This window comes from Anaeromassilibacillus sp. 1001302B_160321_C8, assembly GCF_015554745.1.
Classification (GTDB): domain Bacteria; phylum Bacillota; class Clostridia; order Oscillospirales; family Acutalibacteraceae; genus Anaeromassilibacillus; species Anaeromassilibacillus stercoravium.
In genome coordinates this window covers 107,773-126,134 of the sequence record NZ_JADNJD010000001.1, presented here as the reverse complement: position 1 = coordinate 126,134, position 18,362 = coordinate 107,773, and the positions used below count along the sequence as shown (strand labels likewise).

Annotated in this window: 10 protein-coding genes; all 10 read right to left on the bottom strand. The window is 53.6% G+C overall.

Going from position 1 to position 18,362, the window contains the following annotated elements; all coding sequences use genetic code 11:
* Positions 1-108: 108 nt before the first annotated feature.
* A complete protein-coding gene (locus I2E77_RS00510) occupies positions 109-546 on the bottom strand; it encodes a hypothetical protein (protein ID WP_140400310.1) in 438 nt (145 codons plus the stop codon).
* A complete protein-coding gene (locus I2E77_RS00505) occupies positions 547-1,842 on the bottom strand; it encodes a glycoside hydrolase family 3 protein (protein ID WP_195450404.1) in 1,296 nt (431 codons plus the stop codon). It abuts the gene before it with no gap.
* A 113-nt stretch (positions 1,843-1,955) separates the two neighbouring features.
* Positions 1,956-3,380: a glycogen synthase GlgA gene (gene glgA / locus I2E77_RS00500; RefSeq protein WP_087229889.1), complete on the bottom strand. Its 1,425-nt coding sequence runs from the start codon at positions 3,378-3,380 to the stop codon at positions 1,956-1,958.
* Positions 3,381-3,429: 49 nt separating this feature from the next.
* On the bottom strand, positions 3,430-4,548 hold the full coding sequence (glgD, locus tag I2E77_RS00495; protein WP_207738150.1) for a glucose-1-phosphate adenylyltransferase subunit GlgD: 1,119 nt from the start codon (positions 4,546-4,548) through the stop codon (positions 3,430-3,432).
* The gene (locus I2E77_RS00490) at positions 4,545-5,768 is read right to left on the bottom strand and encodes a glucose-1-phosphate adenylyltransferase (RefSeq protein WP_087229886.1); all 1,224 of its coding nucleotides are present in this window, start codon (positions 5,766-5,768) and stop codon (positions 4,545-4,547) included. The genes glgD and I2E77_RS00490 overlap by 4 nt, the downstream gene beginning before the upstream one ends.
* Positions 5,769-5,840: 72 nt before the next feature.
* Positions 5,841-7,886 (bottom strand): 1,4-alpha-glucan branching protein GlgB, encoded by a 2,046-nt coding sequence (gene glgB / locus I2E77_RS00485; RefSeq protein WP_191521414.1) that lies wholly within the window; start codon positions 7,884-7,886, stop codon positions 5,841-5,843.
* A gap of 884 nt (positions 7,887-8,770) precedes the next feature.
* The gene (locus I2E77_RS00480; protein WP_195450403.1) at positions 8,771-14,143 is read right to left on the bottom strand and encodes a discoidin domain-containing protein; all 5,373 of its coding nucleotides are present in this window, start codon (positions 14,141-14,143) and stop codon (positions 8,771-8,773) included.
* Between the two features lie 457 nt (positions 14,144-14,600).
* On the bottom strand, positions 14,601-15,620 hold the full coding sequence (gap, locus tag I2E77_RS00475; RefSeq protein ID WP_087229876.1) for a type I glyceraldehyde-3-phosphate dehydrogenase: 1,020 nt from the start codon (positions 15,618-15,620) through the stop codon (positions 14,601-14,603).
* Positions 15,621-15,746: 126 nt separating this feature from the next.
* Positions 15,747-16,616 (bottom strand): hypothetical protein, encoded by an 870-nt coding sequence (locus tag I2E77_RS00470; RefSeq protein ID WP_191362720.1) that lies wholly within the window; start codon positions 16,614-16,616, stop codon positions 15,747-15,749.
* A gap of 160 nt (positions 16,617-16,776) precedes the next feature.
* Positions 16,777-18,114, bottom strand: coding sequence for a citrate/2-methylcitrate synthase (locus I2E77_RS00465; protein ID WP_237966730.1), 1,338 nt, complete (start codon positions 18,112-18,114; stop codon positions 16,777-16,779).
* Positions 18,115-18,362: the final 248 nt, after the last annotated feature.

Sequence of the window (18,362 nt, the reverse complement as noted above, 5' to 3'; positions counted from 1 at the left end):
TCCCTATAGAAAAAACTGAGAGATTCCCAAAACCTCCTTTTCCGCCATCCGCATCAAGGCAATCCAACTGGGCGTAAGGCGGCCTTCGCCAACGCGCCACGTTTTTCTTCAGCCGTGCTGCTCCATACGGTGGCGGGCCAACAAGCGTCGCGTCTCTTGACGGCCGCGCGGCGTCAGCTCCGCATACCCTTTGCGCAGGACGGGCAAATTGAACAGGCACCCCTCCACCGTGCGCGACGCTTCCAACGCCGTATGGCAGAGCAGTTCGTAAATTTTACTTTTATAATAGACGATATGGTCGCCCGCCACCCAAACCGGTGCGTCAAAGTCAATGGAAATCAGGCCACGTTCCTCCAAGCCGCGCAGGGCCTCCCCGCGCTTCTTGACCAGTCCCATTTCCTCCTCGGGATGTTCCATATACACATTGTCCAGTGCGGTCATAACCAGTTCTTTTTCTGCATCGTTGTGCAATTCAAACCGCGCCATGGGGAAGCGGGCTCCCCGCATGCACAAAAGCAACTCTTCCTGCATTTCTGTCAATCGCATCTATCCTACAACCCTTTCCAATTGATATTGTGTACAGCATTTCATCGCCAAAATCCGCAGCACCGATTCGTCCAGCCGTTCCTCCGTCACGGTCCCGTCTTGCACAGCAGCCAAGAGTGCGTTGTAATCCGCCTGCAAATCGGAGGATAACAGCAGGTCGTTGCCCGCGTTGATCGCCGCCGCACAGGGGTTTTCCCCTCCGGTATATGCCGGGATCGCCTCCATCGACAGATCATCGGTTAAAATCAACCCCGTAAAGCCGAGGTCCTCACGCAAAACCCGGTGTACCTCGGGCGAAAGCGAGGCCGGATGCTCCGAATCCATGCAGTTCACGATGTTGTGCGACACCAGAACCATCGGCGCGCCCTCTTCAATGCCCGCCGCAAACGGCAAAAAGTCCGATTCCATAAACGTCTCGTAGGGACGGTGATCGACCGCTATCCCCGTGTGGGTATCCACATTGTTCCCATAGCCGGGAAAATGCTTCAATGCGCAGGCCATCCGCTGCTGGTTGTACGTGGCCACGGAGTTCTTCACATAGTCTGCCGTTTCCGCCGCCCCTTGGCCGAACGTCCGCGCATACATGAAGTCGGCGGGGGTGGTGGATACATCCGCCACGGGCGCGAGGTTGACATTCAACCCGAGCGATTGAAGCAACTGCGTCTTCTGGACGGTATCGTCTACAATGGCCTGCATACCGCCCGATTGGAACACCTGTTGCGGCGATTGGAACGGTTTTGGCGCAAGGTTCGCATTGCGGCTGACGCGCACAACCGTACCGCCCTCTTCGTCCACAGCCAAAAACATCGGGATCTTGCTGGCCTGCTGGTAGGATTCCATCTCGGCACAGACCTGTTCCGCCGTCTTGCCGTCAAAATCCTTTGCAAAGAGCATAAAACCGCCGGGCTGGTACGTCTGCACCGCCGCCAGCGCATTTTCCGAAGGGCAGCGGAACAGGAATACCTGTGCCACCTTTTCCTCCAGGGTCATGTTCTCCAGCAGTTCCTGCGCCTCCGGATATCCCTCTGCAAAAAGCTCTTGCGTCGTTGCTGGCCCAGCTGGAACAGCAGATTGTCCCGAAGATGAAGCATCGCTCTCTTCGGAAGCACTGCCCTCCGGCTCTTCTGGTCGCTCCTCTGTCTCGGCCGGAGGAGCGCTGGATTCGCTTTCCGACGGAACGGACATACTGGATGATGACGAATTCGGTTCCTCCGTTTTCGCTGGGCCCGCTGCACATCCCACAGCGAAAAGCAATAGGACGGCTATCATAAGAAATAGGACGCTTCTCCGTTTCACGTTTGTCCCTCCCGGCCTTCCGGCCCTTGTAAAGCAAAAACAACCTGCCGAAAGACCCGGCAGGTTGTTTCCTTTTGCCAGAGTGTATGTTCAAACACACTCTATCACAAATTTCATTCTTTGACAAGTTCGCGGTACAAACGGATGTATTCGTTGGCGGATTTGCCCCAGCTGTTGTCGCAGCGCATGGCGCGCTCCACGAGAATTCTCCAGCCGTCGCGGTTGTAATATCCGTCGATTGCACGATGCAACGCATGGAGCATGTCGCCGCTGTTGTAGGTACGGAACGTAAAGCCGTTGCCGTAGCCGTCGCCGCTGTCCTGGATGGAGTCCTTCAGGCCGCCGGTTTCGCGTACCACCGGGATCGTGCCATAACGCAGGGAAATCATCTGCGCCAGACCGCAGGGCTCACTCTTGCTGGGCATCAGGAAAATGTCCGCACCCGCATAAATCTTGCGCGACAGCTCCGGAACAAACCCGAAGCAGGCGCACAGCCGGCCCGGGTACTTGTTCTGCATATCGCGGAAGAAGTTCTCATATTCAAAGTCGCCCGAACCCAGAATGACGAACTGGGCGTTTGTCTCCCACATCAGCTGATCCAGCGCCTCTTTGACGAGGTCAAGGCCCTTATGGGCCACCATGCGGGTGACCATACCGATCAACGGCACATCCGGGTCCTGGGCCAGGCAGAGGCGTTCTTGCAAAGCGCGCTTGTTTTCCGCCTTGTTGCTGAAATCGTCCGCCGAATAGTTGGCGTAGATATCCTTATCCGTCGCCGGGTCATAACTGACCGTATCGATGCCGTTCAGGATGCCGGTGAGCTTCCAGGAACGCTCCCGCAGGATGCCGTCCAGCTCGTGGGAGTACCACGGGTCGAGGATCTCCTGCGCATACGTCGGGCTGACGGTTGTCACGCGGTGCGCGGTTTCAATCGCACCCTTCATCAGGTTGACACAATCGTCATATTCCAGGATATGGTTCTCCGACTTCGGGATGCCGAGCACGTCTTCGACCAATTCTTTGCCATATTTCCCCTGGTACTGGATGTTATGGATGGTGATAATCGTCTTGATGCCACGGTACCACTCGTTGTTCGCATAGAAGATGCTGTAATAGATCGGCACAAGGGCGGTTTGCCAATCGTTGCAATGGATGATGTCCGGCTTAAAGTCGATATAGGGCAGCATCTCCAATGCAGCGCGAGAGAGGAATGCAAAGCGCTCCGCATCGTCATAGTGGCCGTAAAGCCCCTTGCGCTTAAAATAATACTGATTGTCGATCAAATAGTAAATCACACCGCCGGACCGCGCCTCAAACACGCCGCAATACTGACGCCGCCATGCCACCGGCACGGACAGGCTGGTGACAAAGCGCATGTTGTCGCGCAGCTCCTGCGGGACCTCTTCATACAGCGGCATCACGACGCGGCAGCCAATCAGCCGCTCGCGCAATGCCTGGGGCAAGGACCCCGCTACGTCTGCTAAGCCGCCCGTAGCGGCAAATGGCCGCGCCTCACTGGTACAATACAATACTTTCATATTTGACTGTCTCCTCCTTCTTTTCCATGCTGCACGTCGCGCGGCCGAATCAGACCACGCTTCCTTTGCTGATAAAGACCGGATAAGACTGGAATCCCATGAGGGAACGGTCGTTCTTAATGACAACGTCCTTGTCAATCACAACATAGTTGAGTTTACAGTTCGGTCCGATCTCGCTGTCCTGCATAATCACACAGTTCTCCAACTTGCTGCCCTTATCGACCTTCACCCCGCGGAACAACACGCAGTTTTCCACAGAACCTTCGATTACGCAGCCGTCCGCCACAAGGGAGTTGCTGACGTTTGCGCCGAGGCCATACCGGGCGGGCATATTGTCACGCACCTTGGTATAGATCGGGCGGTTCGGGTCAAACAGCTGGCTGCGCACCTTGGGCAGCATCAGGGCCATATTTGCCTCAAAATAGGAATTCATCGAGCAGATATTCTGCGCAAAGCCCGTGAATTCATAGGCATAAATGCGGAACTTCTCGATATTCCGCTGTAAGAAATCACGTTTAAAATTATACAAATTGCGGCTCACACACTCGGTCACCATCTGGATCAACAGGTCGCGGCGCATCAGCAGCATGCTCATGCCAAAATTGCACTCGCCGCTCTGCCGCGGGCTGATGACCATATCCCGCACACGGCCATCCGGATCGATGGTGTATACCGAAGGATTGCTGATCATCTTCGGCAGCTTCCCATAGCGGTAAATCACAGTGATATCCGCCTGGTTCTTTAAGTGGAACGCCATCACATCGCGATAATCGATGTTGCAGATTACATCACAGTCGCTCAGAATGACATATTCCTCTTGGGAATTCGTCAGAAACCGCATGCTGGATTCCAGGGACTCAACCCGGCTGTTGTTGATCAAGGACTCATGGCCGAACGGGGGAAGCATGAACAAGCCCGCGCTTTTGCGGGACAAATCCCAAGCCTTTCCGGAGCCAAGGTGATCCATCAGGGATTGATAATTGCCCTTTGTGACAACACCGACCTTGTTAATGCCAGAATTGACCAAATTTGACAGCGGGAAATCAATCAGACGGTACCGTCCACCAAAGGGTACAGAACCCATGGTGCGTTTCTCCGTCAATTCCCGGATCTTTTCCTCGTGGACATTGGCAAACAGAATTCCCAGTATATTGTTTCCGCGAATCATTTTGACCCCTCCTCTGCAAGTGTATCCGCATCAATCATCGCCTTGGGGGGTACGGTTGTGCCCGGAGCTAGGACGCAGCCGCTACCAACGACCGCAACACCCCATTCGTCCTTATTTTCCATGTCTTCCGGCCGTGCGCCGACGACGCTGCCCTTGCCGATGACCGCATTCTCTGCGACAATGGCATATTGGACAATGGCGTTCTCTTCTACGCGCGCGCCCGGCATGATGATCGAATCCTTGACCTGTGCGCCCGGAGCAATGTACACGCCGGCAAACAGGACGGCAAAGTCGATCTCGCCATAGACATTACATCCCTCTGCCACCAGGGAATTTTGCACCTTGGCGTCTTTTGCAACATAATGCGGCGGCATAACCGGGTTGCGGGAATAGATCTTCCAGCTCTCTTCGCTCAAGTCCAGATCCACATTGGGATTGAGCAGGTCCATATTGGACTCCCAGAGGCTTTCAATGGTCCCAACATCCTTCCAATACCCCTGGAACGGATAAGCGAACATGCGCTCGCCTGCGTTCAACATGGCCGGCAGGACGTCTTTGCCGAAGTCGTTGGAGGATTTCGGATTGGCCTCGTCCTCTTCCAAATATTTGCGCAGTTTGCTCCAGGTAAATACATAAATACCCATGGAAGCCTTATTGCTCTTCGGCACCTTTGGCTTCTCGTCGAACTGATAGATGGAACCGTCCTCGTTCGTATTCATAATGCCAAAACGGGACGCCTCTTCCATGGGGACTTCGATGACGGCAATCGTACACGCTGCATCGTGCTCCTTATGGAATGCCACCATCTTGGAGTAATCCATCTTATAGATATGGTCGCCGGACAGGACCACTACATAATCGGGATTATAGCGCTCAATAAAGTTGATGTTCTGATAAATCGCGTTAGCTGTGCCCTTGTACCAGTCGGACTTGCGGCTGCGCTGATACGGCGGCAGGACGCGCACACCGGCGTTCATACTGTCGAGATCCCACGGTTGGCCGCTGCCTATGTACTCGTTGAGCAACAGGGGTTGGTACTGGGTAAGGACGCCCACGCTCTCAATGCCGGAATTCACACAGTTCGAGAGCGGAAAGTCGATAATACGGTATTTGCCACCATATGGAACAGCGGGTTTTGCCAGGTTTTTCGTGAGCACGCCCAACCGGCTGCCCTGGCCGCCTGCAAGGAGCATGGCGACGACTTCTTGTTTTGGCATCATAATGAGATTCCTCCTTGGCTTCATATTTCATTGTGAAGGGATTTCCATGTATCAACGTCCGCCAAATGGCGGTCACGCTTGTGGTTCGGCCTTCTTTTTTCTGGGGCGTGTTGTTTTGGTTCCCGCCCCGGAGGAGGTCTTGGATGCAGCCGTCTTTTTTGTCTTGCTGGCCGCAGCCGTCTTGGATTTTGCCGCAGGTTTCTTGCGGCGTACTTTCTTTTGTTTGCACCGGATAAAGACAACGGACAGAGGCGCCAGGTTGAGGCAGATGCTCTGCTCCATCCCGTGCATGGGCTCGTCGTCCTGGGTTTTGATCTCAGCGCCATTGGAAAGCCCGCTGCCGCCGTAGATCACAGCGTCCGAAGAGAAGATCTCTTCATAAACCCCCGGATACGGGGCGCCAATGCAATACTTCTCGCGCAGGACCGGCAAGAAATTGCACACCACCATGAGCTCGTTGCCCTCTTTGTCAAACCGGCGGAAAGCGATGACGCTCTGGGTGTAATCGTCGTTGGAGATCCAGGAGAAGCCCTCCCAGGAGAAGTCCACCTCCCACAGCGGGGCATGCTCCAGATAGAAATGGTTCAGGTCCTTTGAGAAGCGCTGCATTTGTGCATGGCGCTCATCGCTGAGCAGGCACCAATCGAGCTCCTGCTCATAGTTCCATTCGATTTCTTGGGCGAACTCCGTTCCCATAAAGTTCAGCTTTTTGCCGGGATGCGCCATCATATAGGAGAGGAACGTGCGCACACTTGCAAACTTTTGATCCCGATCGCCGGGCATTTTATTGAACAACGAACACTTTCCATGCACCACCTCGTCGTGGGAGATGGGCAGGACAAAGTTTTCGGAGAACGCATAGAAAAAGGAAAAGGTTATGTTGTCGTGATTAAACTTGCGGTAAATCGGGTCCAAGGAAATATAGTGGAGCATATCGTTCATCCAGCCCATATTCCACTTATAATTGAAACCGAGCCCGCCGCAGAAGGTGGGCTTGCTCACCATGGGCCAGGAGGTGGATTCCTCCGCAATCATCATGACCTCTGGGAACAGCTCAAAGATGGATTCATTCAGCTTTTGCAGGAATGCGACCGCCTCCAGATTCTCTTTGCCGCCGTTCTTATTTGGAACCCATTCGCCCTCTTTCCGGCTGTAGTCCAGATACAGCATGGAAGCCACGGCATCCACACGGATTCCGTCGATGTGGTATTTCTCCAGCCAGAACACCGCGCTGGAAATCAGGAAGCTGACCACCTCATGGCGGCCATAGTCAAAGACCAGCGTGCCCCAGTCCTTATGCTCGCCCTTGCGCCAATCCGCATACTCATAGCAGGGCGTGCCGTCAAAACGCGCAAGTCCGGCCTCATCTTTCGGGAAATGCGCCGGCACCCAGTCCATGATCACGCCGATTCCCGCTTCATGGAATTTCTCCACAAAGCTCATAAAGTCCTTTGGTTCGCCATAACGGGAGGTAGGCGCGAAATATCCCATGACCTGATAGCCCCAAGAACCGTCAAACGGATACTCGGTGATCGGCATCAGTTCGACGTGCGTATACCCCATTTCTTTGATATAGGGAATCAGCTCGTCAGCAAGCTTGTCATAGGAAAAGACATTTCCATCCGCATACCGGCGCCAGGAACCGAGATGTACCTCGTAGATGTTCACAGGCTGGTTGTAATGCGGCTTTTCTTTCTTGTGCTGGTACCACGCCTGATCGTTCCATTGGAATCCCTCGATGTCATAATAGCGGGAAGCGTGTCCAATTCCCGCCTCGAAGTGGAACGCATACGGGTCGCTCTTCATCACTTTTTTCCCATCTTTGCCGGTGATGCTGAACTTATAAATCTCATACATGGGGAGGACAAACGGCAGATAACATTCCCACACGCCGTCGCTGATTTTTTCCATCGGATTTTTTTCTTCGTCCCATTCGTTGAACGGGCCGACCAGCGAGACTGCCTGGGCGTTGGGCGCCCACACCCGGCAGGACATCCCTTCTCCTCCGTCTACGGCAGCTTTATGCAAACCCATGTATTCATAGGCCTTGACATTCGTTCCCTCGTGGAATAAATATAGCGGAAAATTATTTTCTTCCGTTTTTTTCACATCTGGCATTTGAACCGCTCCCCCTGGTAACATTTTCTTTAGGTTTATCATATCACAAACTGACAAAATAGCAAGTGTTTTTGGTTGTTTAATTGGAGATTTTGCGGATATATATAAATTTTTTTGTTGACATTGTTATAAAACGCCCAAGTTTTTCGCTGCAATGGCCTTTTTCCCAAAAATCAGTATACCATAGGGTGCTTGTCAGATTTTGCTTATTCTCCCCACAGACTTCCCATTTACATTGTTCTAACAAATATAAAACAAGGATTTAAGACAAAAATTGAACACTTCCAAAGGCACAGACCCCAACGTCCCTTGGCCTACGGCAGACGCATAGCGTCTCTCGCGCCTACGGCGGGCACACAGTGTCTTTCGCGCCTACGGCGGGCACACAGTGCCTTTCGCGCCTACGGCGGACGCGCAGCGTCTTTTCGCGCCTACGGTGTTCCCTACGAAAGCAAACTGTGAGGAGTTTGCTTTCCGCTCCATAGGGGAAGCTCTACGGAAGCAAGCGAAAACCTTCCTAAAGACAGGAAGCCATCGTTCCGCATTAGATATGAAAAAGAAAGGCGTAGAATATAGAAAAGGGCCCAGCCTTGGGAAAACTCCCGGGCTGGGCCCTCGTTGCTTATTGGGAAGGACCTCCGGTCGGGACACGCCTACGGCGGACGCACGGCGTCTTTCGCGCCTACGGCGTTCTCTACGGAAGCAAACCGCAATTGGTTTTGTTTTGTGCTCCACGTAGGAAGTCCTACGAAAGCTCTTACGCAATCGTCACGGCACAATGCTTCACTGGACGTGCAACGTCTTTCGCGCCTACGGCGTTCCCTAAGAAAGCAAACCGCAAAGAGGTTGCTTTCCACTCCATAGTGGAAGCACTAAGGAAACACTTAGCCAATCGTTACTGTGCAGTGCTTTGTAGCGTTCTGGCCCGGCAGGGTGGTGTAAACGCCCGTGCTCTGGCCCGGCGTGCCGGTGGCATAGACTCTGTAATAGTAGTCGTTGCCAACCTTCGCCACGAACTGCGTCTTCAGCACATCGCCGTTGCCGACCGTGAAGCTCGGCGTCATAGCGTTGCCGTTGACCACGGTCATCTTGAAGCAATACGCCTGGCCGTGCTTCAGCGTGAAGTTGACTGTCGTGTCGGAAACCACATAGGCATTCGCTGCCACGCTCTGGCTTGCGGATACCACGCCCGCTGCGCCGTATGCGTTGCCAACGTTTGCAGACGTGCTGCCGCTGTTCTTCGAGCTCGTGGAGGTGCTCTTCTCGACCAATCCGTCGATGCTATTCTCCAGCGCCTCGACCGCGTCTGCAACCTCTTCCTCGGTCGCTTCTGCGTCGTTCAGGACTGCTTTCGCAGTGCTCAGGGCGGCCTTCATCGCTGCGACGCTCTTCGCCGTGTACTTATTGGTGTTGATCGCTTCGGCTTGCCCGATCAATGCTTCCAGCGCATCCTTATCCGGGATCAGGCGCAGGGCGGAGATCGCCGCTGCCAAATCTTCTGCTGCGGTGTCCACCGCATCCTGCGTTGCGTTTGCATCTTCCAGCACGGTCTTTGCTTCGGCCAGGACGGTCTCAAAGCTTGTCCATGCGTCGTTCTGGATGTACTGGTCTGCATTTTCGACAATGCCGTCGCCCTTGAGGACCAGCGCTTCCAGCTCGCTGATGTCTGCGCGGTAGACCAGGCCATAAATGGCGTCATACAGCGCATCGACTGCTGCGGTGATGTCCGCTTCCAGGACTTCCTCGTCGTCCAGTAGGTCTTCCGCCGCTGCATACGCTTCGTCCAGCGCTTTCAGGCTGTCCGGCGTGAACAGGTCGCGGTTGATGGACTCTGCGATCTCCATCGGGATCTCCAGCTGGCTCTTATCGCCTGCGGCAAAGCTCAGGTAGTGCAGCGCGTCGATCAAGTCGCTCCATGCGGTGTTGATCTCGTCCTGCGTTGCGGTCTTCTTGGCTTCGACGTCCTTCGCTGCCTGCAATGCCGCTTCGTACTTCTCCTGCACGGACGGTACGGCTTCCGCTGCTTCGTCCGCCCGGCCTTCTGCAATCTCAATGGCAGCGCGCAGGTTCTGCTTGTCTACCACTGTGAAGCCAAGCTCGATCGTGGTGTCCGCGTTCGGCATGGCCGCGCTGTACACATACCCGGCAGCGTCAAAGCTGTCTTCCGCAATGGCTTCGCCGTTCACGGTGACGCCTGCAATCTCTCTGCCGTCTACTCTCGGAGTGAAGGTCAGTTCGAGCTCGGTGTCCGCCATCACGTTGGCCGAATACTTGCCCAGCAGGTTGGCAATCGTCTGCTCTTGGCCGTCGATGCTCAATTTCACCGTCTTCGGGAAGGTGACGGTCAATTCCGGCTGCCCACGCAACGTGAGATCGGCATCGGTCACATCCCCGTCCGATACGGTTACGGCAACGCTGGACGCCAGATAAGCGCCTTCCACTGCGTTGACCTGGACAAGATAATCGCCCGCTTTTACATCGGTAAAGGTAAAGTTCCCTTCTGCATCGGTCGTTGTAAGATCAATCGCTTGATCCGGATTGCCGGCCGTATACAGGTACACGGGGATTCCTCCCACGTCCACACCGGTTTCGCCGGCAAGTACGCATCCAGAGACCGTATAGACCGCAGGCACTTCGTAAACCCGCAGCTCTGCTGCGCTAGCAAAGCCACCGTATCCTTCTATGGCGGTCAAGCGGACAGCCTGTGCCTCTGTCGGGGAGAATTCCACGGTTTTCTCCGCCATATCCAGCGCCCAGTCGCTCTCCGATACCTGCGTCCATGTTCCATCCGCTGCCTGGATTTCCAAGCGGTACTTTGTAATGATACCGTTGTTCTGTCCAGGGGTCTGCCGCGGTACATATACAAATTGGTTAATCTGGCGTACGGTATCAAAGCGAAGCGTGATATCCACAGGCAGCGGGTCCTGCTGCGGGTCATAGCGGCTGTGCCAAAGGGTTTGGATGTTCCCATCGATGGCAAAAGAGGCCGGCCCATCGTAGTCGTGCTGTGGATTCGTTTCGCTGCTTGCTTCCGCCGTCATGCTGCTATTGGGAACCATGTTGCCATATTGGAAATTCGCACGGACGGATTGATCGCTATTCATAATCAAATAGACTTCCGAATCCGTACCGGTCTGGCTGCCTTCCCAGCCAATGAACGTACCTGTGGTTTCAATGGCCTCTATGGTCACCCGGTCGCCCTTTGCATATTCCTGGGAATATGGCAGGGACACCAACTCGCCATTCACGGAAATCTTTCCTCCGGGCGTCCCCTCCAAATACAGCTGATAGGTGTCTTGTGCTTCGTCGATGCGGTATACACCCATCTCAGAAAGCTGGAACATATAGTTGGTGGTCGTATCGGCTGCCAGTTTGCCAATCCGATTCACCGTGACGCGGATATACCGGGCATCTTGCATTTCATCAAAGGTATAAACCGCTGGGCGGTAATACTCGGGGGCCACAACGTCGTGGTAAGTGCCGATGACCGTGTATGTATCCTCCCCATCCTTGCGCACGGAGATGGTGAAATCCTCTGGGAAGGAACATGTGCTTCCATCGGCCGCAAAATAGTCGGAGCGTGGATACAAGTGCACGCGGTTAAACTCGGTGTTTTCCCCCAGATCCACTTCAACCCAATACGGGTCTGCGGAGACATCGGGATTGGTAGTTGCCGAGCTTGTATAGCCCTTGGAACCGCTGACATCTCCCGGCGTCAAAAGGACGCCATCCGTCAGGTTCGATGTGCTCCAATCCGGCAGAGATTCAATGGTGTTCTTCGCATTCACCGCCGCATGCAGCGCCAGATTTTCGGATATTGCCAATGCCTGATTCAACACCAGCGAATGGTCGCTGTCCATCGTCAAAGAAATGGTTTCTTCATCGGAAGAAACATCGCCGCCCCAGGAGAAGAAACCGTAGTCCGCTTCGTTGAGGATGACCGGTTCAATCGTCAGCTCCTGCCCTTCACGGAATGCGCCTGTATATGGGAGGATTTTCTCATCGCCGTCATTGATGCGCACCGCTGCATAGGCCATTGGGTCATTGGAAGCGATCTGCAACATAACCACATCATCGCTATAGACTTCCAGCTCGCCAATCTGCATCAGGTAGCCGTCTGTCTCATTCGCCAAGCGGAGCTTCGTGCCCACTACGCGGATATAGCCAGCCTCAACCGGCTCGTCAAACAGAATGGCGCGGGGTTTGCTGGTGACCGTGTCTCCCTCCACCTTCTTGACCGGCGTCCATTCGTTTCCGTCCACCGAAACCAAGACTTCATAATCCACAGGCATCATAGCGCCGTCGAGATTATCCGAAGGATACAGCAGGATCTCCTGGATGGAGCATACGCCTCCCAGATCCACCTGGACCCATTCCGTGCTGTCTTCTGTCTGATTTCTGCCCGGCATGGAACTCCAGCCGTTGGTATAGGCGCCGTCCACCAGCCCGGAGATCCCCCAGCCGTCCGCCTCATAGGAACTGGACGCGGACACTGCTGCGCCGGTGGAAATGCTCATATCTTTATTGGGCGTGTCCACCACCTGAATGGAGGTCGCCGAACGGTCGGACTGGCTCAAATGGAACGCCTCATAGATGGGCTTCAACGTGCGTTCTTCGAAGGGAAGGTTCTGCTCGCCTTCCACATCTGTTCCAGGACCGTTGAACCATCCCAAAAGGGCAAAGCCCTTGGAATAGGTGTACCCAAACATGTGGTCCTCCGCGGGCATGGTCACATTGCGGATCACCGGAATGTCAAAATGGAGTGCGATTTCGTCCACGGTTGTGGGATCAAAGGAAATCTCCAAAAAGCCGTTCTCTACGTTTGCTTCTGTCTCCATCCCATCCACAGTCAAGCGGAGTGTTGTGAGATCCACATAGGATGGAATAAACAGCCGCATCGTAAGCTCCGAAGCAGTGCTGCTTTCCACGGCAAACTGCACGTCTCCATTCTCCGGATAGCCGGATGTCTGCTGCAAAACTGTCTCCCCGCCGCCGGAAGCAAACGTCAGGCGATTGTTCGAATATTGCAGCACATACAGGCGGCCCTGGGCATCGGTCATATACTGGTATCCCAATGCTTTCCCCATGCCTTCGCCGCCGCGCATCGTGCAGCACCAGGTCGCTTCATAGGAACTTACGTCCAAGGAATCGCTGGTCACACCACAGCAAGTATCGGTACCAAAGCCACCGTTGCTGCGCTGGCCTGCGCCCATGCCATTGAGCAGAATTTTCTGGGCCAATTCCAGCCATTTTACATCCTGTGTATAGCGGAACAGCTCCATGGAGGCGATATAGGAATCAATGATCGCGCACGGTTCTGTCCATTCCGGACGCTGATACCAGTTATAGTTCATATACGTCTCCGTCATGCCGGAGCTGACATATTCCTCCATGCGCTGTACCGCATAATCGAGGTACTTCTGCTCATGGGTAGCGCCGTAGAACCGCAGGATGCCGCGTGTGGCAGACAGCGTGGCGTGCGTCTGGAATTTTAGGGTGCGCACATCCTCCTGCATAAACTTTTCAATCATGATCTCGATGACCGAACGGAGCTCTTTGTTTTTCGTAATTTGATATGCGTGGGTTGCCCCGTCCAACATGATAAACACGCAGCCGGTATCTGTGGACAACTTCCAACCGGCCTCTTCCCCGATAATCTCGCCGGACTCTCCGCCGCCCTGTCCGCCTTCGATAATGGGATACCGCGCAAAGCCGTCCTTCGCCGGGATTAAAAGCTTATTCACCAAACCCTCTATAATTTCGAGCGCACGGGGATCCTGGTTCCATTCGTACAATTCGCACATCGCACGCAGGAACCAGCTGTGCCCGGCCATCAACTGCTCATTAATCATATCGGGATTCAAGGTTTCATTAAAGAAACAGCCGTCGAGCAGCTTGTCCGGCAAAGCCTGCATCATGGCTTCCAGGTTCTGCGGGGCGCGGTCTTGGTTTGCCTTTGCCTCGCTGATGATTCCCAGCAATGCCCGGCCTTGATAATCCCCCGGCCAATTGGGGTCGCCTTCCAGAACAGAAGGCAACAGATAGGGGTCGCTCTCCAACCGGTCATAATTCTTTTGGGAACGCTCATATAGGTACCCGGAAAGCATATCCACGTTGGCCATGTCCAATACGGACAGCTCCGCATCCGGATCGGCCTGTACATTATTTTTGGCTGCAAACGCGGGGGTCAGGCTTCCCAAACAGAGCAACAGCGCTAAAACTACGCTCAGTAGATTACGGACTTTTTTTTGTATCATGCAAAATCTCCTTTCCAAAATAGCTTTTTATTCCATTTGCAAGAAGACACATGAGAAGGGCCGCAAAAGCCCTTAAAATTCCGCTCCTCCCTTCTATTCCTTTTATCATATATCCTCTTTACAATTTTATATATATTACATATTTTTAACGACTAGAGTCCGACTGTTTCATTCATTAATTATACATACATTTATCAAGGAATAATATATTATGGCGAATTTTTGGAATATTTTTCTATATTTTTTTAGGAAATCCAGCAAAACACTCGAGCGCGGTTCCAAATAAAATGAAAAGCTTAACATAATCTCAATGGAGGGCAGACGCCCTTTAAACTAGGCAACCTTTTGATCTTTTGTGCGATACAACCGCTAGGTAAACAAAAAGAGCCCCTGCCCTTTGCAATGCAAAGAGCAGGGGCTCACAGCCTTTACGTTTCGGTTTTAACCGCCGGCCAAATTATTCGTGGTCAACCTTGTACATATGCTTGATGAGGTCGAGCACCTTGTTGCTGTAACCCCATTCGTTGTCGTACCAGGATACCAGCTTGACGAAATGGTCGTTCAGCATGATGCCAGCCTTCTCGTCGAAGATGGAGGTGTGCGGATCGCCCAGGAAGTCGGAAGAAACAACCGCTTCGTCGGTGTAGCCGAGGATGCCCTTCAGCTCGCCTTCGGAAGCTTCTTTGATCGCCTTGCAGATCTCTTCGTAAGTGGTCTTGGTCGCCAGGCTTACGGTGAGGTCAACAACGGAGACGTCCAGGGTCGGAACACGCATGGACATACCGGTCAGCTTGCCCTTAACGGACGGGATAACCAGTGCGCAAGCCTTAGCAGCGCCCGTGGAGGACGGGATGATGTTGCCAGCAGCTGCACGACCGCCGCGCCAATCCTTCTTGGACGGGCCGTCAACGGTCTTCTGGGTTGCAGTGGTGGAGTGAACCGTCGTCATGAGGCCTTCCACGATGCCGAACTTGTCGTTGATAACCTTGGTCAGAGGAGCCAAGCAGTTCGTTGTGCAGGAAGCATTGGAAACAACCTTCATGTCCTTGGTGTAGGTGTCGAGGTTAACACCGCAGACAAACGTGGGGGTTTCCTTATCCTTTGCAGGAGCGGAGATAACAACCTTCTTAGCGCCAGCCTGAATATGAGCGGAAGCCTTCTCGGTGGTGCAGAACACGCCCGTGGACTCCACAACGTACTCCGCTTCAACAGCGCCCCACGGAATCTGGGACGGCTCCTTCTCAGCAAAAACGCTGATCTCCTTGCCATTGACAACGAGCTTGCCGTTCTCAGCCTTTACGGTGCCATCGAAATGACCATGCATGGTGTCGTATTTCACCATGTAAACCATATAGTCGAGGTCGATGAACGGATCGTTGATGCCAACGATCTCAAAGGTCTCCGGCTGCGCAACAGCGGCACGGAATACCAGGCGGCCAATGCGGCCAAAGCCATTAATGCCAACTTTAATAGACATAGAACTTGTACCTCCTGAATTTTATAGTGGTCTATCCTGCTATTATTTTATAGCATTCGCAGCGATAATACAAGAGTTTGATATAAATTTAACTTACATTTTTTAAATATTTTTCTGGAAAACTCTTCAATTTTCTTCTTCTGGTGTTCGGATGGCAGCGCTTACGCCCGCGGGCAGCTTACGCGCGGCGAACAAAAAGGACAAAATGTAGCAAGCCATGCACAAATTGACCAGATGAAGCCCTGCAGGGAACAGCCCCGGGACGGTCCTTCCCAGAACCGCCATCAGCAGGGTCGGCACAGAGGTCAAAAGCGCCAGCAGTGCTGCCGGAAGTCCGGTCGCAGCCAACATGCGCCCGCTCTTTTCGCCCTCCACGCCGGCGAAAAATTTCGCCTGTGCAAACAGGAACAAAAGGAGCAATACCACCGCAAACATGTCGTACACATTTTCCGACACATTGACCACTGCTGTATAGGAGATAAACAGCAGAACCAGGCAAATGCATCCCCAAACCGCTGGCAAAAGCGCGACGAGCGGATGCTCGCCCACTGGGTTCGTCCCCGTGGCAAAGCCATAGGCCGCCAGAAAAATGGCGAACGCCGCCAGGATCCCGACAATCGCCATTGCCAGGCCGATCACACCGGCAGGGGTTGTGCTCTCCCCGCTGGGAGCCGTTCCATTGATCTGCACACTATAGATAAAAATATTGCTGACAGAGTTGACCAGAAGCAGTGCGCCGGTCAAACCGGACAGGACAGCCGTGGGGATGCTCCGCAAAGGCGTGTATCCCGCCGGCATCCGCTTGCTTCCCTTCGAAATGACCACGATCGCAGCAAATGCAAGCAGCAGGACAACCACCAGCACCGCTGTGGTCGCCGTACCGCCGTTTAAAAATCCAGTATCCTCTTCCATCAGGGCAAAAAGCTGATACAGGCGAACGGGAAGCACCACAACCAGCGCAACCAGAAAAACCAACCAGGCGTGTTTCATAGACATCGGATATTTCCCCTTTTTACAATAGTATCAAGCGACATTGTATTCTATTCTACACAATTGCAGCAATCTTAATTTTCTTATTTCTCATAATAGCAAAATGTTGCCGTGAATCAAAAACCGCCAGGCAGCGCTGAAACACTGCCTGGCGGTACGAAGCCTCTTATTCCCGTTCGTCAATGGGTATGTACTGCTTTTCATGCGTCAAGGAGCGGTATGCGGGGCGCATAATGCGGCCGCAGGTTTCCATTTCCTCGATGCGGTGTGCGCACCAGCCCGCAATGCGGGATACGGCGAACATCGGCGTGTACAGGTCGCTCGGAATCCCCAGCATCTCATACACCAGGCCGGAGTAAAAGTCCACATTTGCAGAGATGACCTTCCGGTCGTTCTTCACCTTTGCGAATACATCCGGCGAGAGCTTTTCCACGCGCTCAAACAGCTCAAATTTCCGCAGCATGCCGTGCTCCTCCGCCATTTTACGCGCATTTTCTTTTAAAATCACGGCGCGCGGGTCGGACAGCGTATAGACCGCATGGCCCATGCCATAGATCAGCCCGGAGCGGTCGCCGGCCTCCTTGCGGACAATCTTTTCCAAGTAGCTTCCCACTTCGTCGTCGCTCTCCCAGTTTTTCACATGCCCCATCAAGTCGTCCATCATCATCATGACGCGATGGTTCGCCCCACCGTGCCGCGGCCCCTTCAAGGAACCGATGGCGGCGGAAATTGCGGAATAAATATCCGTCCCCGTGGAGGAAAGCACGCGCGTGGTAAAGGTGGAGTTGTTGCCGCCGCCGTGCTCCGCATGCAGAATCATGCACAGATCCAGCAGCTTGGCCTCTTCATCGGTAAAGACGCGGTCCGGGCGGATGGCATTGAGGATGGCCTCCGCCGTGGAATGGTTCGGGTCCAGCGGGTGGAAAAACATGCTTTGCCGGTCAAAATGGCGGCGTTTCACCTGGTAGGCATACGTCATAATGGTGGGCAAACGCGCGATCAGCTGGATAGCCTGGCGCATGTTGTTTTCCAAGGAAGGATCATCCGGGTTGTCGTCATAGGAATACAGTGCCAATACCGAACGGCCCAGTTTGTTCATGATGTTGCGGGACGGCGCCTTGATAATCATATCCTCGGCAAAATACTCCGGCAGCTCCCGGCAGCTGTTGAGCAGCTTGCTAAAGCCCTCCAACTGCGAGCGGGTCGGCTGCTTGCCAAACAGCAACAGCCAGGCGACCTCTTCAAAGCCAAAGCGGTTTTCCCGGCGGCAGCCCTCCACAATATCCTCCACGTTGATGCCGCGGTACGTCAGGATACCCTTATCCGGGATGCGTTCCGCGTCGTCGATCAAATAGCCATGCACGTTGCAAATCAGCGTCAAACCGGCCATGACACCCGTCCCATCGGGATTCCGCAGGCCGCGTTTTACCTGATACAGGTCAAATTTTTCCGGGGGAATCTGGTTATTCGCCCGAAATTCCTCACAGAGCGCTCGAAATTCCATTTTTTGATCATTCTGCTGTGTCTCTTCCATCCTAACATTCACTCCGTTCTTTCAATCATCGGGCAAAACCGACCTGTTTCACCCACTCCCTTTTGTGCAACGATTTTATTGTAAAGGATTGCCATAGGGAAGTCAATCCTTGGAACAGAGACAAAGGCCGTAAAAATGCATGAAAAATTGTCAATTATTTCATTTTTTGTTCGAAAATGCGAATATCGTTGCAATTTACAGCATCCTTATGCATAATT